At 43.7% G+C, this 19863-nt stretch carries 22 protein-coding genes; 12 read left to right on the top strand and 10 right to left on the bottom strand.

Features of this window, described 5'->3' with window-relative positions; genetic code table 11:
- Positions 1 to 8: 8 nt before the first annotated feature.
- From BS617_RS04935 to BS617_RS04925, 3 genes are all read left to right on the top strand, one after another.
- Entirely contained in the window at positions 9 to 1106 is a 1098-nt protein-coding gene (locus BS617_RS04935) for an amino acid ABC transporter permease (RefSeq protein WP_075171776.1), read from the top strand.
- A 17-nt stretch (positions 1107 to 1123) separates the two neighbouring features.
- Positions 1124 to 1885 carry an amino acid ABC transporter ATP-binding protein gene (locus BS617_RS04930; RefSeq protein WP_075171775.1) on the top strand — a complete coding sequence of 254 codons (762 nt, stop codon included), beginning with the start codon at positions 1124 to 1126 and terminating at the stop codon, positions 1883 to 1885.
- A 146-nt stretch (positions 1886 to 2031) separates the two neighbouring features.
- On the top strand, positions 2032 to 2382 hold the full coding sequence (locus BS617_RS04925; protein ID WP_075171774.1) for a HopJ type III effector protein: 351 nt from the start codon (positions 2032 to 2034) through the stop codon (positions 2380 to 2382).
- A 106-nt stretch (positions 2383 to 2488) separates the two neighbouring features.
- Here the strand turns inward: BS617_RS04925 and BS617_RS04920 are convergent, their stop codons facing one another.
- Together BS617_RS04920 and dinB are read right to left on the bottom strand one after the other, a co-directional pair.
- Positions 2489 to 3073, bottom strand: coding sequence for a cytidine/deoxycytidylate deaminase family protein (locus tag BS617_RS04920; RefSeq protein WP_075171773.1), 585 nt, complete (start codon positions 3071 to 3073; stop codon positions 2489 to 2491).
- 29 nt (positions 3074 to 3102) lie between these two features.
- Positions 3103 to 4155 carry a DNA polymerase IV gene (gene dinB / locus BS617_RS04915; RefSeq protein ID WP_075171772.1) on the bottom strand — a complete coding sequence of 351 codons (1053 nt, stop codon included), beginning with the start codon at positions 4153 to 4155 and terminating at the stop codon, positions 3103 to 3105.
- 157 nt (positions 4156 to 4312) lie between these two features.
- On the opposite strand from dinB, the gene olsF reads away from it, so the two are divergent.
- Positions 4313 to 6073, top strand: coding sequence for a bifunctional ornithine lipid synthase OlsF (gene olsF, locus BS617_RS04910; RefSeq protein WP_075171771.1), 1761 nt, complete (start codon positions 4313 to 4315; stop codon positions 6071 to 6073).
- A 129-nt stretch (positions 6074 to 6202) separates the two neighbouring features.
- A complete protein-coding gene (locus BS617_RS04905; protein WP_075171770.1) occupies positions 6203 to 6673 on the top strand; it encodes a DnaJ domain-containing protein in 471 nt (156 codons plus the stop codon).
- Between the two features lie 2 nt (positions 6674 to 6675).
- Here BS617_RS04905 and BS617_RS04900 read toward each other — a convergent pair whose 3' ends face one another.
- Complete coding sequence (locus BS617_RS04900; RefSeq protein ID WP_075171769.1) at positions 6676 to 7638, bottom strand: hypothetical protein; 963 nt, start codon at positions 7636 to 7638, stop codon at positions 6676 to 6678.
- 65 nt (positions 7639 to 7703) lie between these two features.
- Here BS617_RS04900 and BS617_RS04895 point away from each other — a divergent pair, with 65 nt between their 5' ends.
- From BS617_RS04895 to BS617_RS04875, 5 genes are all read left to right on the top strand, one after another.
- Entirely contained in the window at positions 7704 to 8291 is a 588-nt protein-coding gene (locus BS617_RS04895) for a TetR/AcrR family transcriptional regulator (RefSeq protein WP_075171768.1), read from the top strand.
- Positions 8292 to 8501: 210 nt separating this feature from the next.
- Positions 8502 to 8837, top strand: coding sequence for an EF-hand domain-containing protein (locus BS617_RS17990; protein WP_075171767.1), 336 nt, complete (start codon positions 8502 to 8504; stop codon positions 8835 to 8837).
- Between the two features lie 100 nt (positions 8838 to 8937).
- Entirely contained in the window at positions 8938 to 10332 is a 1395-nt protein-coding gene (locus BS617_RS04885; RefSeq protein ID WP_075171766.1) for a sensor histidine kinase, read from the top strand.
- Complete coding sequence (locus BS617_RS04880; RefSeq protein WP_075171765.1) at positions 10329 to 10841, top strand: hypothetical protein; 513 nt, start codon at positions 10329 to 10331, stop codon at positions 10839 to 10841. The genes BS617_RS04885 and BS617_RS04880 overlap by 4 nt, the downstream gene beginning before the upstream one ends.
- A 3-nt stretch (positions 10842 to 10844) precedes the next feature.
- A complete protein-coding gene (locus BS617_RS04875; RefSeq protein ID WP_075171764.1) occupies positions 10845 to 12224 on the top strand; it encodes a sigma 54-interacting transcriptional regulator in 1380 nt (459 codons plus the stop codon).
- Positions 12225 to 12317: 93 nt separating this feature from the next.
- On the opposite strand, the gene ybaK is transcribed toward BS617_RS04875, so the two are convergent.
- The 6 genes from ybaK to smrA all read right to left on the bottom strand — a co-directional run bounded on the left by ybaK (position 12318) and on the right by smrA (position 17360).
- A complete protein-coding gene (ybaK, locus tag BS617_RS04870) occupies positions 12318 to 12791 on the bottom strand; it encodes a Cys-tRNA(Pro) deacylase (RefSeq protein WP_075171763.1) in 474 nt (157 codons plus the stop codon).
- An 11-nt stretch (positions 12792 to 12802) separates the two neighbouring features.
- Entirely contained in the window at positions 12803 to 13030 is a 228-nt protein-coding gene (locus BS617_RS04865; RefSeq protein ID WP_075171762.1) for a DUF3820 family protein, read from the bottom strand.
- Positions 13031 to 13075: 45 nt separating this feature from the next.
- Positions 13076 to 15343, bottom strand: a complete 2268-nt coding sequence (locus BS617_RS04860; RefSeq protein WP_075171761.1) for a tRNA(Met) cytidine acetyltransferase TmcA domain-containing protein — start codon at positions 15341 to 15343, stop codon at positions 13076 to 13078.
- A 12-nt stretch (positions 15344 to 15355) separates the two neighbouring features.
- The gene (locus BS617_RS04855) at positions 15356 to 15988 is read right to left on the bottom strand and encodes a nucleotidyl cyclase domain-containing protein (protein ID WP_139303132.1); all 633 of its coding nucleotides are present in this window, start codon (positions 15986 to 15988) and stop codon (positions 15356 to 15358) included.
- A 165-nt stretch (positions 15989 to 16153) separates the two neighbouring features.
- Entirely contained in the window at positions 16154 to 16759 is a 606-nt protein-coding gene (locus BS617_RS04850) for a DUF924 family protein (RefSeq protein ID WP_075171759.1), read from the bottom strand.
- 25 nt (positions 16760 to 16784) lie between these two features.
- Positions 16785 to 17360 carry a DNA endonuclease SmrA gene (gene smrA, locus BS617_RS04845; protein ID WP_075171758.1) on the bottom strand — a complete coding sequence of 192 codons (576 nt, stop codon included), beginning with the start codon at positions 17358 to 17360 and terminating at the stop codon, positions 16785 to 16787.
- Positions 17361 to 17523: 163 nt separating this feature from the next.
- Between smrA and BS617_RS04840 the strand changes: the two genes are divergently transcribed.
- Both BS617_RS04840 and BS617_RS04835 read left to right on the top strand, forming a co-directional pair.
- A complete protein-coding gene (locus tag BS617_RS04840; RefSeq protein WP_075171757.1) occupies positions 17524 to 18507 on the top strand; it encodes a hypothetical protein in 984 nt (327 codons plus the stop codon).
- A gap of 20 nt (positions 18508 to 18527) precedes the next feature.
- Positions 18528 to 19148 carry a glutathione S-transferase N-terminal domain-containing protein gene (locus tag BS617_RS04835; protein ID WP_075171756.1) on the top strand — a complete coding sequence of 207 codons (621 nt, stop codon included), beginning with the start codon at positions 18528 to 18530 and terminating at the stop codon, positions 19146 to 19148.
- Here BS617_RS04835 and BS617_RS04830 read toward each other — a convergent pair.
- A complete protein-coding gene (locus BS617_RS04830) occupies positions 19145 to 19732 on the bottom strand; it encodes a DUF1285 domain-containing protein (RefSeq protein WP_075171755.1) in 588 nt (195 codons plus the stop codon). The two genes, BS617_RS04835 and BS617_RS04830, sit on opposite strands and share 4 nt — an antisense overlap.
- Positions 19733 to 19863: the final 131 nt, after the last annotated feature.

The following is a 19863-nucleotide window of genomic DNA, read 5'->3' as shown; positions in this document are numbered from 1 at the left end:
CTGACGATATGAAATACGAATTACAAGAAGCTCAACCTGCTCCTAATACATCTACTGGTTTAGTTGGCTGGCTTAAAACTAACCTGTTTAACAGCCCAATAAATAGCATAGCGACCATCGTTTTAAGCTATTTTATTATTAGCTTTCTAATACCAACGATTGATTGGGCATTTATTAAAGCAGATTGGATAGGCACAAGTCGCGAAGCCTGCACGAGCGGCGGCGCATGTTGGGTATTTATTACCAACCGTTTAGACCAATTCATGTATGGTTTCTACCCAGAAGAGCACTACTGGCGCATCAACCTTACTTTTATCATTTTTGCAGCCTGCATTGCTTGGCTACTTATTGATAAAACGCCTTACAAAGGTTTAGTGGCTATATTTACTCTTTTCATTTTCCCTGTGATTGCTTTCTTTCTTCTATATGGTGGATCTTTTGGCCTAGAAGTCGTTGAAACACACAAATGGGGAGGGTTAAGCCTTACATTGATACTCGCAATAATAGGTATCGTTGCCGCACTTCCTTTCGGCGTAATACTTGCGCTGGGACGTCGCTCTGAAATGCCTATCGTTAAATCATTTTGTGTTGTGTTTATCGAATTCTGGCGAGGAGTACCGCTTATTACCGTGCTATTTATGGCGTCGGTAATGCTACCTCTGTTTGTTCCTGAAGATATCAGCTTCGACAAACTACTACGCGCTTTGATTGGTATTGTATTGTTCCAATCTGCTTACATGGCCGAAGTAGTACGTGGTGGTTTACAAGCTATCCCTAAAGGGCAATATGAAGCGGCGGATGCGCTGGGTTTAGGCTATTGGAAAAAGATGATTTTTATCATCCTCCCACAAGCTTTAAAGCTCATGATTCCGGGCATCGTAAATACTTTTATTGCCTTATTCAAAGACACCAGTCTTGTTTTGATCATCGGTTTGTTCGATCTCCTCGCCATTGTGCAAGCAGCATTGAATGATCCAGATTGGTTAGGTTACTCGACTGAAGGTTATATTTTTGTAGCGCTGGTTTTCTGGGTGTTCTGTTTCAGTATGTCTCGTTATAGCCAGAACCTAGAAAAACGCCTACAAACAGGCCACAACACACGCTGATCGTGGTGGAGAGAAATATGAGTACTCAAGCAAAAGACGCTGAAAAATTAATGATCCAACTGCGTGATGTCAACAAATGGTATGGCGACTTCCACGTACTAAAAAATATCAATTTAAATGTGAAACGCGGCGAACGTATCGTTATTTGTGGGCCATCCGGCTCAGGAAAATCTACGATGATTCGTAGTATTAACCGTCTAGAAGAACATCAAAAAGGCGATATAATCGTCAATGATGTCACCTTAACTAACGACTTAAAAAACATCGAAACCATTCGTAAAGATGTTGGCATGGTGTTTCAGCACTTCAACCTTTTCCCTCACCTAACCGTATTGGAAAATTGTTGTTTAGCGCCGATTTGGGTTAAAAAAGTGCCGCGTGCAGAAGCAGAAGCAACAGCGATGCAGTTCCTTGAGCGTGTTAAGATCCCTGAACAAGCTAAAAAATACCCTGGCCAATTATCCGGTGGGCAACAACAGCGGGTCGCTATCGCACGTTCATTATGTATGAACCCTGATGTAATGCTATTTGATGAGCCAACATCGGCACTCGACCCCGAAATGATTAAAGAAGTACTCGACGTTATGGTTGAGTTAGCTGAAGAAGGCATGACTATGCTGTGCGTTACCCATGAGATGGGGTTTGCTAAAACAGTAGCCGACCGAGTTATCTTTATGGATGCTGGTCAAATCATCGAAGAAAACGAGCCTCATGAGTTCTTCAACAACCCACAGCACGAGCGTACTCAATTGTTCTTGAGCCAAATTTTGGAACATTAATCTCGCTCAATCGCTATTCAAAAAGCGGCCATTAGGTCGCTTTTTTTATGTTAGCGCTTTGCCTTCAGATGACTCATGCTTGTAAGCATGGTAAAACACCCCACACATTTCACCTGTAAACTATTGAAGTAATGGGACATAACACAATGACTGTATCGGATTTCATAGCTAAATTAAGCACCCCTTCAAGTGTCGACTTCGAAGACACGATGACCATCATCAATGAGCATTATAATTATCAACCTACCGCTTTTAGTAATGGTACAGGTGATAGCAAAGTAACTAACGACGCCGGTCAAAATGAAGGCTCTTGTAAAATCTTTGCCTTTGCACAGTTAAATGAGCTATCCCAAGAAGCGACTCTTTTGTGTTTTGGTCGCTTTTATCAGGACGTGCTCAATACGCCGCAAGGCACAGATCACAGTAATATTCGAAATTTCATCAAGGACGGCTGGGCAGGTATAAAATTTGAAGGGACTGCATTATCGGTTAAATAACTCCGCCGGTTAAAGCAAGCGCGAGGTATAACTATACTCGCGCTTTACCCTGTTAGCGAATACAGTCCGCCATAAAAATCAGCTCAAAGCCAGAGACTAAACTACGCTAATGGCTATCAAATACGACTTCAAACTCATGTTGACCAACACGCTCGTTCATCAATTTTGCGCGTAATTCTGGCATACGCGCTTGAGCAATATCTTTTGCTAACAGCTTAAGATCAGAACTGATATGCGCTCTGTAAAACGATTGTAATGAGGCAAGATTTCTCCAAGCTGGCGGCATGTGGTCTATCCGATTAACCATGCCTCCAACTGCATCATCTACCATATATTTGATGATACCGATCCCACTCAAGATAAGACGAGACAAACACATAGGGCAGGGTTCTAGAGAAACAACTAATTTCAGTTCATCTGGCTCATATTTTGAGCGATAAGACGCTTCATATAGGTCCAGCAATTTCATTTCGGCATGGCCAGAGGAGCAAAACCCATCAGAAAAAACGGCATTTTGAGAAAAAATCAACGGGGCTCCGTCAGGGTCCAACAAAATAGCACCTACCCCATAATCACCATTTTTTAGCGCCGAAAAAGCCAACTGGCAGCATTGAAGCCCTACAGCATCATCTCTGAACTCAGGGTCAGGTTTGTAGGCAGAAAGGCGCTCTTCGATGTGTGAAAAATCCATATTACTTCCTTGTTTTGCCTATGCCAGGCTTACCAGAGCGACAGCTGTTGCTGCAAATCCGTGCTCTGCTTAGTTAACCGGTACCCAATGCCCAATAAACGCACAGGTTTTTGTGAACGATGCCAAGCCTGAACTAATAAAGGCGAAAATAAGGCCTCGTCTTCATAGGTGACTTGTTGTTCGATGGTGGTTTGCGTGAAGTCATGAAACTTTACCTTAACAAAACACCCTGCCACGGCAGCTTCAGAGCGATATTTGCTGTAGCGCTGCTGTAGTTCACCGCATAATAGGGGTATTTTGGCACAACATTCGTCCAAGGTCATCAAATCCTCAGCAAAGGTGTGCTCAACGCTAATGGATTTTCGCTCTCGTTCATTTGTTACCGGCCTATGATCAATGCCTCGGCTTAAATGATATAGACGCTCACCGAATTGCCCAAAATGCTCTCTTAGCTCATGAAGTGGTATTCCTTTTACATCATCGCAAGTAAATATGGACATAGCGTGTAAGCGCTCAGCTGTCTTCTTTCCCACGCCATGCAATTTATTGACCGGTAAAGTAGCTAAAAACGCCTCCACATCATTAGGGGCTATTACACATAAACCATTAGGCTTATTCCAATCACTGGCTATTTTTGCCAGAAACTTATTGGGGGCGACTCCGGCTGAAATTGTGATGCCTGTTTTTTCAGCGACTTGGGCCCGCAACCATTGCGCAATTCGAGTCCCGCTACCCGAGAACAAATTACAAGCTGATACATCCAAATAAGCTTCATCCAACGACAAAGGCTCTATAAGATCGGTCACTTCTTGATAAATAGACATAATTTGGGCTGATACTTCCCGGTACTTAGCCATATGCCCGGGGATCACTTTTAGATCAGGACACAATCGCAAAGCCGTCTTTGTTGGCATTGCAGAGCGCACACCAAACCCTCGAGCGATATAGTTACACGTTGCTATAACGCCACGGCGATCGGAATGCCCCCCTACCGCTAAAGGGATATCCCGGTAATCTGGATTATCGCGCATCTCAACCGCTGCAAAAAAACAGTCACAATCGCAATGAATTATCTTTCTCATCAAGCCCACCAACCACTGGATATAAAAACAGTACCATTAAGTAAATAGTTTCTCAATCGCCGACTAGGCGTCACCTAACTGTCATCTTTATGTCAGCACATCGTCATATACTTGCCATAATCTTCTCGACCATGTTGTTAAGCTACAGGGTCCTCCGATGATCAATGTTGAACAGGTGCTCACATCTAAGTTTCCTTCTTTTACGAATAAACCGGCGCCTTTACGTAACTCCACGCTTTTTTGCTTACGCAAATTGATTCATGAAGACGAAATCAATCGTTTTCTACGCGAACACGAGGAAAAAACAGGGTTTGAATTTGTTGATTGCGTTCTTGATTACTTTAACTTTGGATACACGCTCAGCAATAAGGATCGACTCAACATCCCATCAACCGGACGCGTTGTCATCGTTGCAAACCACCCTCTTGGAGCCTTAGATGGTTTAGCTTTATTAAAAATGGTGGGAGAAGTCAGGCGTGATGTACGTATTGTTGCTAACGATGTATTAAGCCATTTTGATCAGCTCAACTCATTGTTTTTACCAGTCGACAACCTCGGTAAAAGCACTATGAAGCGAGACATTGCTCGTATAGTCAACTCACTACGAAACGAAGAAGCTATCATAGTCTTCCCCGCTGGCGAAGTATCGCGAGCAGGAGTAACAGGCATTAAAGACGGCAAATGGAATAGTGGCTTTTTACGCTTTGCTAAAAAGGCCAACGCACCCATTCTGCCTGTTTACGTGGGTGGCAAAAACTCTCCCTTGTTTTATGGTATTTCCTATCTAAACAAATCAATGTCAGCACTACTGCTGGCTCATGAAATGTTTAACAAACAATCGGTAACTCTACCTATCAGAATCGGCGAGCCTATTCCCAGCAGCCAAATAGATAGCATTCCTCTTTCATTTAACGAGAAAGCCAAGTTACTGCGCAAGCATTTATACCGAATCGCAAAGCGCAAAAGTCCGCTATTCGTTACAGAAAAAACGATCGCACATCCGCAAGACAGGCAAGCGCTAAAACAAGAGCTAAAATCCGCCGAGCTCTTAGGCGAAACATCCGATGGGAAAAAGATCTTTCTTTTTGACCATCAACCCGATTCAGCTGTCATGCAAGAAATAGGGCGTTTACGTGAAGTCTCATTTCGCTGCGTTGGTGAAGGTACCGGACGTAATAAGGACCTTGATAAATATGATCACTATTATCGCCACCTTATCTTATGGGATGAAGATGACTTAGAAATAGCAGGGGCTTACCGTCTAGCCGAAGCTCACAAGCTTGTCTTTGATAAAAGCAGCCCACTCTATAGCGCTAGCCTATTTCAATACTCTGATGCCATGCTCCCCTATTACGAGCAAGGGATAGAATTAGGAAGAAGCTTTGTTCAGCCTAAGTATTGGGGGAAACGTAGCCTAGAGTACTTATGGTACGGTATCGGCGCTTATCTCAAGAAAAACCCCGATGTTCGATACATGTTCGGCCCTGTTAGCCTTAGCAATAGTTACCCTAAGTCGGCTAAAGATTTACTAGTCTGGTTTTATCAACATTATTTTGATGATACCGAGCTACTGGCTAAAGCTAATTCCCCCTACCGAATCAGCGCAGAGGTAGCCGATAATATCTTCACATTGTTTGATGGTAATGATTATAAAGCTGACTTCAAACGCTTACGTGAGCAACTTGATTATTTGGGTGCTTCCGTCCCCACATTGTTTAAGCAGTATAGCGAACTGTGTGAAACCGGCGGCGTGCGTTTTTTAGACTTTGGAGTAGACGCCAGCTTTAATTACTGTGTCGATGGGTTAGTCTTGGTAGATATGCACTATTTAAAACCAAAAAAACGAGCTAAGTACATGCAAGAGAATCGCACACCAAAAACCAGCAGTCTTGAGTTATTACAAGCATCCTCTGAGTAATCCAGCAGAGAGCACTTACAAGCCAATTACCATTTACCCAACCAGCGCCCTTGTGACAGACACACGGGCGCTTTCTTTCGACTGCTTAGCGCGTTACTCTTAATCCTTCCTATGATTTAGAAAACGACTATGACCCCATTTGTAATTGTTATTTTATGCGCTCTTCTGATTTACAGCCTGTTTTGGCTAAAGCGCCAACCGGCAGCACAACGACCAAGAGCCACGTTAAAACTACTGTTTATCATTGCGGTGGTTCTCATCGTTATATTAACGATAACGGGCCGACTTCATTGGTTTGGAGCCGCCTTATTAACGGCTCTTATTTTTGTTAAAAAATATAGCTTTCTTCTTTTACGTGTTTTTCCATTTTTACGCACTCTATTGCGAGGAAAAACAAAGAAAACAGCTCAACAGCCCAATAATGGAAGCCTTTCTCGTCAAGAAGCGCTTGATATCTTAGGCGTACCTGAAGAGGCAAGCCACGCAGAGATTATTGCTGCGCATAAGCGCTTAATGCAAAAACTTCACCCAGACCAAGGCGGAAGTAATTTTTTAGCCAGTCAGATAAACCAAGCACGAGATACACTGCTTAAGGAATAACGTTACTCAGATCGTTCCAGCGCTAATGAGGCATTACCAAAGATCTCACTATAGCCATACGGCACAAGAGCCCCTTTAGCGCTACGCTGCATAACAAGTATTGTTTGTTGAGCTAGCCCATTAACAGAGACGAAGTTCAACTCTAAACGGCCACTTTTATTCAACTGCCAATTACCTTCTAAAATACTCAAAGGTTGTCCATTGCGGTAATCAACCAATAGTTTTGCTTGATGACCCGCTAATAAGTCCAACACAACAAATGATTCATCAGGAGCTAGGTCATTACTGTAACGCCCCGGAAGCGACCTACTCATTAAGTCTCCCTCGCGCGCGCAGCCTTTGAGCACTTTACCATCGAGGTTAACTTCAGCTACCAAGGGATACCACGCCCCTACCGCATCACGACAAGTTTGGCGCCTAAACTGCATTTCGAGATCATGAGTGCGTCCTTTAATACCTGTAATACTCGACTGCCAAGTAAAAGGTAAGCTGGGAGATTCTGAAATAGGGAAGGTCATTGATCGCAATTCATGAATAATTTCGACTCGTATATGATCGCCAAAGACATCGGCAACCCACACTGGATTCACACCGCCTGCCCGGTACTCTACATTTCGTAAATCAGTATTGCAGGCTTTACTCCCACCACCAGCTAGGTTGACACCGTATAGATTCCACGCCAGATCGACCTGCTGATAGGCCCAAAGCTCCATATAAACTGGCAAACGACTTGTAGGGGATTGTTCATTGTATCGTCGCGATAATAAGCCAGATGTATCAACTAATTGTCGTTTAGTTTGGCTAAAACAGGGCGTGATTGTAAAACCATCATCATCTTTTATAACAGCGCCACGTATAAACTCGTAAGGCTTGTCACTATCCACACTTGGCTTGATAGGAGAACAAGCAGACAAAAAGAACAAAGGTAGTAATAAGTAAAACGGGCCGGATAAATTACGCTTCATTGTTGACGAAACCCAAGGTTTGTATCATAAATAAAATAAACTATAAGAATAATACAGGTAAAGCCATGTCAAGGCCCTCTGAATTTGATAGGCAAGAAGTACTCGATAAAGCCATGCATGTTTTCTGGAGCACAGGTTATTCTGCCACTTCAATTAACCGGCTTGTTGATGCGACTGAGCTTCAGCCTGGCTCGCTATACGGTGCCTTCAAAAGTAAGAAAGGACTGTTTTTAGAAGTCATTGATGTTTATGCGAATCGAAGCTTAGCACGAATCAGATCCTGCCTAACGACCTCTCCAAATGCAATCGATGGAATCGAACAGCTATTCCTTAAAATAGCGGAAGAAATGAAGCACGACAACACAGGCAAAGGCTGCCTTATGGTGAATACCTTACTAGAGCTTGCTCATCGCAATGACGAAATAGTCAAAAAAGTTATCGCCTACTTAAGCCTAATAGAAAGCCTTATCAAAGATGCGCTTTTACAAGCAAGACAAAACGGTGAAATAGACAAGCGTGCGAATTGCACCGGCCTTGCCAAGACGCTGGTCGCAAGTATCTGGGGGTTACGCGTAATGAGCGCGACTAATCCCTCATCTGAAACTTATGACGCTACCGTTCAAAACTTTATGAAGATGATTCCTAGAATCTAGCTTGTCTCTTTTTTGATACACCACAAGCCCTTGATTTGTAAGGACTAGACTCTAGCAACACCACCTATGTATCCATATAGATACACTATTAAACACGCACAACAGCTTCCCTCAAAAACAAAAAACATAAACCACTGATTTATAATACATTTTCAAATAATGGAACGCTTTTTGATACACTCTTTTGTAGTATCGGAAGGAGAATAAATAATGCGCTTTATCACAGTAGCGTTGAGCACGGTTTTGGTTAGCAATATTTGTCTGTCAAACGCAATGATGGCGAATGCTTCTACACAAAAAGACCAAGATGGTACTCATAAAGTACAGGCTCAAAAAAAGCACTTACTGAAAAAATTAGACAGAAATAATGATCAGCGCCTTAGCTTTATTGAAGCCATGGAGGATCTAAATTTCGCAGAAAACTTTCTTGAACTCGACCTAAATAAGGATGGATATATAAGCAGCCAAGAACTCAACGCACCTCAATCAATGATAACCGGCCAACTGAAACACCTACTCGGTAGCACGGCGCTAATACAGCTCTGATTGAAGGCAGACCTACCTTTTCCTTGCGAGCCTCACGGCTCGCTTAACCTATGAGGAGAAACACTGCATAATTCATTTATTTCCTGAAAGAAGTCTAACAATGTCCTTTAATGCATTTTGGCAACCTCGGTCCCTCAAACGATTAGTGATGATTGCGTTTATACTTATCATCACCCCCATTGGCTTTATGCTCTATAAAACCAGTGACGTTCTCGAAGCTCAACTGCAACTTAGCTACCTTCAAACCCAGAACGCTATTGAGATGAGCCAACAAGGTAGTCTCTTAGAACGCAGTGCAGAAGACATAGTGCGCTCGGCCAACCAATATCAAATTGTGCAATCAGATACATTAAGAGAAAGGCTTAATGAACAAATAAACGCGTTTCGGAATTTACTAGCAGTTCAAACTTTTTTAACTGAAAAAAACACGACGCTGGTTAAATTTACTCAAATTTTAAACAATATAGAAAACAACCCAGCCTCGGAGTTTATTAATGATTTACCATTAATGAGCCGCGAATTGGCTGAACTCAACGTAAAGGAGATGGGAGTTCGTTTCTCAGAACTTCAGGAAAACGCCAAACTAACTCGCAACGCACTGTGGATCCAAACTGGTCTGTTAATATTCGCCACCCTCATTTTGATGCTGCTACTATCGACAATTATTTCTAAACCAATAGCCGGACTCATCACTCGAATTAAAGCCATTGGACGTCGTGAACCGCTACCCAACACTCCTCTAAAAGGCCCAGCTGAAATCATGCAGCTTGATGAACAACTGCAATGGCTAGACACACACTTAACGGAGCTTGAAGCGGCCAAAGGTCAATTCATACAACACATATCTCACGAGCTAAAAACACCACTGACCACAATCAGAGAAGGTGCCGATTTACTTGAAGAGCAAGTCCCTGGCCCACTTAACAATAGACAAACACACGTAGTGTCTCTAATAAGAAACAGTAGCTTAAACCTTCAATCATTAATTGAACAACTGTTAGACTATAACCAGCTCCAACAGTCTTACACTCTGAAAAAAGATAAAGTAAATATACAAAAGCTGGTGATGTCTTCACTCTCTTCTTTACAATTATTAATAGCCGAAAAAGATCTCACGGTTACCGTGCCCGAAAGCGCCCCCATAATTGAAGTTGATCGATCAATGTTGCAAAGAGTAGTAAACAATTTGATTTCAAATGCGGTATATTATACTGACAAGAATGGCCAGATCAGTATTGGAACCAAAACCATTAAAGACAATCTGATTATTGATGTGAGTAATTCAGGACAACCTATCCCTGAAGATGACACTCAGCGTATTTTTGAGCCATTCTTTCAAGGCAGTAAACGTCGAACAGGGTCCATGAAAGGGACCGGTATCGGTTTAAGCATTGCAAAGGAAGCGGCAAGTGCGATGAGTGGAGATTTAACCCTCATCGAGAACTCAAAAGGATGTATTGTTTTCCGATTAAGGATTCCATTGGAACCTGTATGATGTTAATAAAATATAGTCTAGCTTTTACTAGCTTGGCACTGTTTACGGGATGCGCAACGCTTTCTGATCCCGCAAAAGAACCTGTCGAACAAGCTCAACAAGCTGGGTGCTTTGTAAAAGAAAACGATTTACATGTTTTCCTCGACGATGAACACACGTTTATCCTAGCTGATAAACAACAAAAAAAAGCACTTATTGAAGCCTTTAAACATGACACTGCGCGCCAAGCAAACTTGCTAAGTAGTGAAATAAGTAATAAAACGGCACTAAGGTCAGCATTGGGGTTATTTAAACAACTCCCCTTACTGCCAAGTAAAACATGCTATGCAGATAGGTATCTTTATCTGAGGTTCAGACAGACTCAGGCAAACTTACGACAGCTCGAATCCAAGGATGTAGTAAATGCAAGATATGCAGAGGCAAAAAAGACAATTGCCAAACTGCAGGAACAAATCGACGCACTTACTGAGATTGAGCAAGCAATAACACGTCAACGTGAGGAACATTAAGGAATGACGCAACTCACACGCATTCTATTGGTAGATGATGATGATAGTATTCTATCGCTTCTCTCCATGCGGCTCGAAGCTTCTGGTTATAAGGTAATTACTGCCAGAAGTGGTGAAGAAGCTCTACGTACACTGCCAACAAACCCTGTTGACTTGATCATAACTGATCTTTTAATGGATGAAATGGACGGTATGACGCTGTTCAAATACGTTCAGCAAAAATGGCCAGCAGTCCCTGTTATTATTATTACAGCTCACGGCTCTATTCCAGAAGCGGTATCAGCTACTCAACAAGGTATTTTTGGCTTCTTGACCAAACCAATTGATAAAGTTCAATTACTGGACACGGTTAAAGCGGCATTAGTATCAGCTGAGCGACGTCGAGACACGCGCTGGCGTGATGGTATTATCACTAAAAGCCCATCTATGATTCAGTTGCTAGACCAAGCCCACCGTGTTGCCGAGTCTGATATTAGCGTACTCATCACAGGGCCTAGCGGCACGGGCAAAGAGCTGCTCGCTCGCGCCATACATATGGCTAGCCCCCGAGCAAACCAGCGCTTTGTGGCTTTAAATTGCGCGGCAGTACCTGAGCACTTATTAGAAAGCGAATTATTTGGCCACAGTAAAGGGGCATTCACGGGTGCCGTTTCTGAGCACGCGGGTCTAATTAAAGCGGCTGAGGGTGGCACGCTATTTCTCGATGAAATAGGCGATATGCCCATTCAGTTACAGGTTAAGCTGCTTCGTGTTTTACAAGAACGTGTTATCCGCCCTGTTGGCGCAGTGAATGATATACCCGTTAATGTTCGGGTTATCTCAGCGACTCACCGTAACCTTGAACAAGCTATGCAGTCTAAAGAGTTTCGTGAGGACCTCTTCTATCGCTTAAATGTGGTTAACCTTGTTTTACCACCACTGCATGACAGACCTGAAGACATACCTGTATTAGCAAGACACTTTTTAGCGATTGCGGCTAAGAAGCATAACCGTAAAGTGCGGAATATTTCTCCTGGTGCTTTACACCTCTTGGCTCAAAAAGCATGGCCGGGGAACGTTCGCCAACTGGAAAACGTTATTGAAAAAGTGGTTGCTCTCGCTTCGAGTCCGGTTATTTCTGAAGGCTTGGTTAAAAATGCCACATCGAACCAGGAAGATGTTATTCCATCGTTTAACGATGCTAGGGCTGAATTTGAGAAGAAATATTTGATTCAAGTGTTACAAGTTACGGAAGGAAATGTAACGCACGCGGCTCGTATAGCTCAGCGTAATCGCACGGATTTTTACAAGCTACTCAACAAGCATGGCATTGAAGCGGCTGAATATAAAACGCGAAGAAAAACGGCGTTAACCAGCTCTGCAGTAAAACGAAAAGCCGGATAAATCCCGTAACGAATCAGCTTGAGCTAATCGCTTAGCGGACAAACTTTATGTCCGCTGAGCGATCTAAAATGAGCATAAATGCTTAACTTTCAACTATCGACCTATATCGGCAAACTTAGCCGATGTCAGCGCGTGCAAATCTCTAGGAGATAGTTCTATCTCTAAACCTCTGCGGCCTGCGCTAACATAAATTGTTTCAAACAAATTTGATGAGCTATCAATAATGGTTGGTAGTCTCTTTTTTTGCCCGAGAGGACTGATCCCCCCCACAAGATACCCGCTAGACCTTTGAGCGGCAGCAGGGTCAGCCATTTCTACTTTTTTACACCCTAGCGCCGAAGCCATAGACTTTAAATGCAACTGCCCTGCGACAGGGACCACAGCAACGGCTAACTTTTTCTGGTCGCCCTCCATGGCAACCAACAACGTTTTAAAAACCTGCTTTACATCCGCTCCCAACGCTGAGGCCGCTTCCTCGCCATAAGATTCGACTGCTGGGTTATGGTGGTATTCGTGTACTGTAAAGTGGATACCGGCTTTTTTGGCGATATTGATAGCGGGGGTCATGCCTTTTCCTTTTACTGCTCTCGCAACGGCGTCAATAAACTTTCTAGTCCGTTAACTTTTATTTCGTATAAAGTACGAAGAAGGATTCCTAACTCACCGGAAGGGAAACCTTTTCTCTCAAACCAACACAAGTAAGGCTCAGGAAGATCGACCAACACCCTACCGGCATATTTTCCAAAGGGCATCTTCATAGTCGCTAATTTTTTTAGAATAGCAGCATCGGGAGCAAGCCGTTCCATGTGATCAGTCACCTTTAGTAAACGTACTATTTAAATTGGCTCGTATTAAAACACAAGCTTAGCCAACCAAGCAGCCGCTTGTCGTAAGTTTTTAATAAGCATCTTTTGCCCTGTTAAGGATATGCGTTTTATAACCGCTGCTTCTGTTTCTTGTTGCAACACCCTTAGGTCAAGTAACCCTTTATACAATTTAACCGATTCGTCGTCATCAGTGCTTATCGTCAAGAAATGAGGGTTATTCTTAGAAAGCTGCTCTAGTAACCGATGCAAAACAAATGCGGTAGCTTCATAAGACCGAAAGTGCTCAGCAAAGCCTATAATCAACGCCTGCTCAAAATCTGCTTTACTGATATCCCACACGCCGTCTGCACCAGCGTCTGCCTTATCAGAGCTAATCATTTGAAAAAGCTCTGGATCCATACTGGCTAACCAATCTTGGCGTTGAAAAGCCAACTGAGCATAAAAGTAAGACCGCCACCCTTCATAGTCGCTAAACACAGTCGGCGAAAGAGGCTCGGCAACCAATAGAGAAAAACTTCCTGTCACTGGATCTGCTTGCAGCCCAACTCTTATAGGCCGCAAATTATTCCGCTCCCAAAACCTTAATAGCTGGGGCGTGGCTGAAAACGCTGCTCCCAACAGATCTATCGAGTGCAAGCGCGCATACTCTTTAATGGACTGAATTAACTGACTCGCATGTCCGGAACGACGTTTACTAACGCGTGTAGCGATGCGAATGATACGCAGCACTTTTAATGTGCCGGCCTCTTTAAAGCCCACTTGCGACACTAATAATTGAGGGATTAAATGCCCCCGAGGCCTTCGGCGACCTTGCCAAATATCGGTTACCAAGGAGGCTGGCAACGGACCTTCTTCTGCAACTAAACACGCGGCGACCACCTCGTCACCATGGTAAGTTATCCAGATGTGTAAATTCGGGCTATCAAGCAAAATCCTTAAATCGCCCGGTGTGGTGCGGTAGTGAGCTTCGGTAAGCAAGCGGAACAAGGAATCTAGTATGGGTGGATTCGCTACTAACCAATCTGCCGACACTTTGACACAAGCCTCAGTAGGATGATCATGACTCGGTCTAACAGAACCCGCTAATTCAGCGGCTCTATTAGCCTCCAAAGATAAGTCATCTTTATGATCGGACTTACTGTCCATTAATAAAAGCCGATTAAAAAAAGGCTCTAATCCGTCAAAAGGAGACCAACGTATGGGCTGGCTTAACTGATAAAAATGTAAGGCCTGCCCTTGGCTCTCTTGAATACAGGCTAACTGAGAAACAAAGCGTAAAAGGAAGCCTTGTCCATTTCCTTCATAGCCTTGGGTCGTCGTAGAAAAAATGATGTGTGTAAAATACTGAGCTAAGTGTTGCAGCAAATGCACAGGCACCGCTGCCGCCTCATCAATCACCAATAGCGCTTCGGGCTCAATGCTGCCTTGATTACAACGTTTGACCAGATCCGTTGGCAAGTGAAATTGAAAGCGCTTATTTTCCCGTGCTAACTCGGCGAACTGGTATACGCTGATCAAAGCTTTTTCATTTGGGGCGCTAATATAAACAGGAAGATTTTTTTGTTTACACCATTCATCTACAACCATGCCAATAGCGGCCGATTTACCACGACCTCGCGCGGCCGTAAGTACAACTGCACACGGTCCGTCCAGCAATGCTTGGGTAGCAGACTTAACAAATTTGTCTTGCTCCGCACATTGCCCCGCCTTTGTACCAGGTTCGCTTTCCTGGCTGGGCGTGTTTAAGAACAGCGAAGGCTTGCTAAGTCCATGTACTTGGTCATGCCGAGTAACGACTGGGTTATCCATTAACGCCAGGGCAAAGCGCTCGAGAAAATGATTAGCCACATCCTTCTCAGTGTATGGATAGACGGTTAAGCGTTGTTTTTCTGGATCCTCAAAGAACAATGAGCACGAGGGCGGCTCACTTAAAATAATTAATACACCGCCCCCCGCAATCAAACCACTTATTTGCCCCAAAGCATCAGGATTAACACCAGAGACGCAATCATATATTACACAGCTAAACTCCTGACCTAGCAAGCGCTCAGCTCGTTGCGGGCTTACGATGACAACTGACGAATTAAACGTATCAGGCTCATCCGGCCTAAGTGCCTCTACCAGACGGTCAGACACTACAGCCAAATACTTATTAGGAATTTGTCTAGCAATCAAAGCAGCCGATGCTAACGTCCACTGAGCCTCGCCAGTGAGCCATAAGCAAGCACGAACATTCCCACGAAGGGCATGCTCGCGCAGTCTTGTATAGGTTGTGAGTATGCTCGTTGTCACCTTAAGAAATCGTCAGAGATCATCATGCAAAACAGAAGGATCGATTGGCTGCTCTATTAAGGACATTATCGCTTCTTTGTTTTGACGGCGATTGCTCTCAATTAGCCGCTGGAGCTTGGCGAGGACATGCTGGTCATTTAGTTCGGCGCTTGGCTGGAAAGTGCAAACAGATACTTTGGTACTCACCGTAATATTGGCCCGAGTTAATTCACCATGACAACGTTCGCAAAACGCTAAGACGCGCTCGTTTGTAGATGGCAATAATAAAATAAATGTTGTGTCGTCCAAGCGGTATACGATATCGCCGGGCCTATGCAGCAATTGCTTAAGCACCATAGATACCAGCTTTACATCACGCTCAGGCGGCTCGCTCTCGGTCAGTGTAACCCCAATGATCGATAACGGCGAATACTCACGGATGGCACGCCTACACTCGGTTTGTAATTGGAGCGTTAATGCATCTTTCCCAGCCAAACGGGTAACAGGATCTTTAGATAAGTCTGCTTCCAGCAGGCTATACCGCTCTTTAAGATAATGTTTTACTTTATTGTGGACATGCCAAATAAGAAGAATGGAAACAAGCCCTAGCAGCACTATTAGTCCAAAGGTTACTGGCCGATCAAAAGGCTCCAAAATGCTCAACACTACGATGCTAGCAACTAAAAAACTCAGCGAAACCGTCCAACACCAGCAACAGATACTTTTTATATGAGGTGAGTACAACAGAACCTCCACAAACCATACAATCTTTTAGTCAGTATACGCAGAGAATCACGAAATTACATGGCTCTCAGTATGTATTTAACTAACCTACTGCCCCCAGCGAGCATGAGATTGGTTTAAATAGGCCAGCTCATCTTCCGTGGACTCTCGTTCTAGTGCTTGATTTCGATGCGGGAAACGTCCAAATCGCTTAATAACATCGCGATGTTGAACTGCAAAATCTAGAACGTTTTCAAACATTCCACGTCTATCAACAGGGATTTGTGCTGTCAACTCAGCCATACAAGAAACGCTCAAGTCTTGAGCGGGTAATGATTCGGCATGTTCTAGTGGCATGTAAAGAAATAAACGTTCGGTAAACTCAAGCGCTTGATCGTAGCCCAATTGAATTGACTCTTGAGTGATCGCCAAAGCCTGAGCATCACCACTAAACGCAGTACCTGAACCTCGATAAATATTACGGGTGAACTGATCCAGCAATAATATTAACGCCAGACGGCCACGCGGAGTCTCTTTCCAAGAATCCAAAGTTCCTTGCAGCGCCTGACGAACACGATTAGCAAAAAGCTCCGTTATCTGCTGATCGATTTCCTGCGAGCCGCCCCACCATAATGTATTCTTATCGGCAACGGGAAAGCCTTCTTTCAAATCACCAAACCAGAACTGCAGTACTTCATCAATTTGCTCTCGCATATTGATAACCCTATCTTAATCTTATTTATCGACGTCTTGAATGCTTTTCAAGGTTGGCCTGGCGGGCGCTTTCGCTTTTCTTAAGCAAGATATAAACGGCTCCGGTGCCCCCATGCTGAGGCATGCAGGAATGAAAACAAAGCACATAATCCAATTGCGGCAACCAATTACATAAATAGCTTTTTAACTTATTGCCTATGGTACTCGCATGCTTACCTTTACCGTGATTAATAAGCACAGTTCGTATCCCCAGCCGCATTGATTCGTTAAGAAAGGACACTAGCTCTTCTCTAGCCTGTGCGGGAGTTTTGTTCATTAGATCAAGCCTAGCGTCAAGCTGATACTTACCTAATCGTAAATTACGGTAAACCCCTTGTTGCACCCCTTCGCGACACCACTCGATAGGGTCTAAAGGATGCAGCCAATCAATTGGGTCTGTAGTTAACCCTTGATCACTCCCTTGCGTTGCCGACTTGCGGCGTAGATCAAATAAGTCCGCATCTGTTTTGGCCTTAGCCAATTGATGTCTAATTTTAGGTTTTAACGGCGTTACACCTTCATGCTGCATCGCCTCAAAAAAAGCACTCTGATCTTGCCCCATCAGTAATCACCTCTTCAACCTGACAAATAAGACAGTGCCAAAAAAAGAGCCTTTTAATAGCACTATTTACCTTCACTATTCCCCATTCTAACGCTTTATTCAACCAGCAAAGTCCATTAGAGTCTTATCAATAGATCAAAAATCCTAATAAAGGGGAGCAAGCATGTTGCGATGGTTAGCCATTTTCCTAGTGGTCATTATTATTGCTCTGGCCTACTTTCGTGTAGACGTGCTCAATGTACCTTTCATTCAACAAGCCATCCTTTCGTTGGACCACAGCCTGTTAAACCCTAATGAAGATGCACCAAATACCGTTGAACCAGTAACGCCAGACACAGATCAATTCAACAATTATCAAACCGGTGCGCAAGAGCAGTCCTCTTTAGAGCAGGCCCAAGCACAAAAAGCCCGCGAATATTTAGACACATTAGTACTCCCCGCCACACAACCAATCGACGCCCTCAATGCAAAGCATTTTGTTACCGCTGACCAGCTCATTAATTTACCTAATATTGATCAGCAAAAAGCTCTGCTAATCCCTGTCAACCCTATTACACATGATATGGCATCAAGTGTAGAAACAACTCTGACAACTGAGTCGCCAATTAATAACCTGACCATTACACATGACGCAGCCGCACAAACATTTGCTGTCAATCCCGTTCGCTTTCAGCCCAATGTTGCTGACAATGATTCAACCACACATAACCAAAACATTCGTAAACTCACCGCTCCTATCGCGGTAGGCCAAACAATCCAACTACGCGAGTTACTCGACAACACTGACAGCAACATCAAAAGAATTTTTTACATACACGCAGTAAGCCCTGAGGACGAGCAGGGCCTTTGGGGAATTATGCAAGGAGGCTTAACAGAAACGTTTGCTAAAGGGTTTAAATTACCGCAGATTAAGCAAGAAATAAGTGCCACTATCCCACAAGAAGCCGACGAGGTGCTGAGTACTAAACACAGCTCATACCTTGGAAAACTGTTGCATGAAAAAGTAAACACCACCTATATTTACAACTATGAGCAAGGCTTGGTTGGCCAGAATCCAAATCTCATTAAGCCGGGGCAGCAACTCATTATTGTTACTTTTACCGAAGACGAGCTTCTCGAAATCTACCACCAATTTAGCCACCGTTAGCTGACAATAAGGACCTCCACATGATCGACTTATACACTTGGGGCACGCCCAATGGCCGAAAGGTATCCATCATGTTAGAAGCCGTAAAAGAAAACTATCAAGTGCACTCAGTTGACATCACAGCTGACGAACAATTCGCTCCCGACTTTCTTGCCATTAGCCCCAACAATAAAATCCCCGCCATTGTGGATCAAAATCCTCTTACGGGAAGTCCTATTGCTCTGTTTGAGTCCGGTGCGATACTTATTTACTTGGCAGAAAAACACGATATGTTTTTACCCACTGATATAACCAAGCGTATGGACGTTTTGCAATGGTTAATGTGGCAGATGGGTGGTTTTGGACCTTTCTTAGGGCAGGCTCATCACTTCAATCGATTTGCAACTCAAAGCGTGCCTTATGCCAAGCAACGCTACAACAACGAAGCTAAACGCCTGTGGGGAGTGTTAAACACGCAGTTAGCTGAACATGAATTTGTCGCAGGCGAAATCAGTATCGCTGACTTCGCCATTTATCCATGGGCTATGCGTCACGAATGGCAGTTAATTGATCTTACTGAGTTTCCCCATGTCTTACGCTGGACCAAAAAGCTCCAAACAATACCGGCTGTTAATAAGGGGATGCTGGTGCCTTGCGACTAATCATTATTATCAACAGCACCTAACACAAACTCGCAACCTGCACTTTCAATAATCAATTGCTCTTGGCCATCAACCAGCCGGGTACTTGCCCGTTCTATTAACTCATAAAACACAGGACGGCTAATCAGCGCCTCCATCCCATAACGCACAAGCACTAATGGTGAGGGCTCTGAAGTGATAGGGTCAAGCCTTAAACGTATGGGATGTGCTTGATCTAATGTGACAAGATCACCCGTTAGCGTCGTGAACTGAATGGCACTATTTCCTTCAGAATCAATCACATCGGACATTTGCGTTACGTGAAACGGGGTATCCTCTACTTGTATACCCATTTTTTCTACAGGCGTTTTTAAATAATAACGCCCATCCTCGAGCCAGAGAACACGGGCAAATAAGTTAACCATAGCAGGCCGGGTAATAGGGCTTTGTTGATACAACCACTCGCCATTACGTTTAATAAGCAAATCTATATCTCCGCAAAAATCGGGGTTCCACTGGTCAACAGGTGCTCCATGAGGAGAACTGGCTGGGGCCGTAAGCTGCTCTTTAATCACGTCTAGGTTTACGCTTTTTTTGTTATTCATTACCTGCCTACTTCGTTACTATGAAGTAACATCATGCTGCTTTATTAAGGAAACTCAACTTAACTCCTAAAGATTTCATATCAAACTTCAATCACATGAATAGACTTCACTGTTAGAATAGCAACCAATTA

Source organism: Neptunomonas phycophila (assembly GCF_001922575.1).
Lineage (GTDB): Bacteria > Pseudomonadota > Gammaproteobacteria > Pseudomonadales > Balneatricaceae > Neptunomonas > Neptunomonas phycophila.
Note: the sequence above shows the minus strand (reverse complement) of the source record. Positions and strands in the feature narration are given on the sequence as shown.

Bases quoted from the DNA above. Each gene is read 5' to 3' on its own strand.
- BS617_RS04935 (WP_075171776.1), top strand. From the start codon at position 9: ATGAAATACGAATTACAAGAAGCTCAACCTGCTCCTAATACATCTACT.
- BS617_RS04930 (WP_075171775.1), top strand. From the start codon at position 1,124: ATGAGTACTCAAGCAAAAGACGCTGAAAAATTAATGATCCAACTGCGT.
- BS617_RS04925 (WP_075171774.1), top strand. From the start codon at position 2,032: ATGACTGTATCGGATTTCATAGCTAAATTAAGCACCCCTTCAAGTGTC.
- BS617_RS04920 (WP_075171773.1), bottom strand. From the start codon at position 3,073: ATGGATTTTTCACACATCGAAGAGCGCCTTTCTGCCTACAAACCTGAC.
- dinB (WP_075171772.1), bottom strand. From the start codon at position 4,155: ATGAGAAAGATAATTCATTGCGATTGTGACTGTTTTTTTGCAGCGGTT.
- olsF (WP_075171771.1), top strand. From the start codon at position 4,313: ATGATCAATGTTGAACAGGTGCTCACATCTAAGTTTCCTTCTTTTACG.
- BS617_RS04905 (WP_075171770.1), top strand. From the start codon at position 6,203: ATGACCCCATTTGTAATTGTTATTTTATGCGCTCTTCTGATTTACAGC.
- BS617_RS04900 (WP_075171769.1), bottom strand. From the start codon at position 7,638: ATGAAGCGTAATTTATCCGGCCCGTTTTACTTATTACTACCTTTGTTC.
- BS617_RS04895 (WP_075171768.1), top strand. From the start codon at position 7,704: ATGTCAAGGCCCTCTGAATTTGATAGGCAAGAAGTACTCGATAAAGCC.
- BS617_RS17990 (WP_075171767.1), top strand. From the start codon at position 8,502: ATGCGCTTTATCACAGTAGCGTTGAGCACGGTTTTGGTTAGCAATATT.
- BS617_RS04885 (WP_075171766.1), top strand. From the start codon at position 8,938: ATGTCCTTTAATGCATTTTGGCAACCTCGGTCCCTCAAACGATTAGTG.
- BS617_RS04880 (WP_075171765.1), top strand. From the start codon at position 10,329: ATGATGTTAATAAAATATAGTCTAGCTTTTACTAGCTTGGCACTGTTT.
- BS617_RS04875 (WP_075171764.1), top strand. From the start codon at position 10,845: ATGACGCAACTCACACGCATTCTATTGGTAGATGATGATGATAGTATT.
- ybaK (WP_075171763.1), bottom strand. From the start codon at position 12,791: ATGACCCCCGCTATCAATATCGCCAAAAAAGCCGGTATCCACTTTACA.
- BS617_RS04865 (WP_075171762.1), bottom strand. From the start codon at position 13,030: ATGGAACGGCTTGCTCCCGATGCTGCTATTCTAAAAAAATTAGCGACT.
- BS617_RS04850 (WP_075171759.1), bottom strand. From the start codon at position 16,759: ATGCGAGAGCAAATTGATGAAGTACTGCAGTTCTGGTTTGGTGATTTG.
- smrA (WP_075171758.1), bottom strand. From the start codon at position 17,360: ATGGGGCAAGATCAGAGTGCTTTTTTTGAGGCGATGCAGCATGAAGGT.
- BS617_RS04840 (WP_075171757.1), top strand. From the start codon at position 17,524: ATGTTGCGATGGTTAGCCATTTTCCTAGTGGTCATTATTATTGCTCTG.
- BS617_RS04835 (WP_075171756.1), top strand. From the start codon at position 18,528: ATGATCGACTTATACACTTGGGGCACGCCCAATGGCCGAAAGGTATCC.
- BS617_RS04830 (WP_075171755.1), bottom strand. From the start codon at position 19,732: ATGAATAACAAAAAAAGCGTAAACCTAGACGTGATTAAAGAGCAGCTT.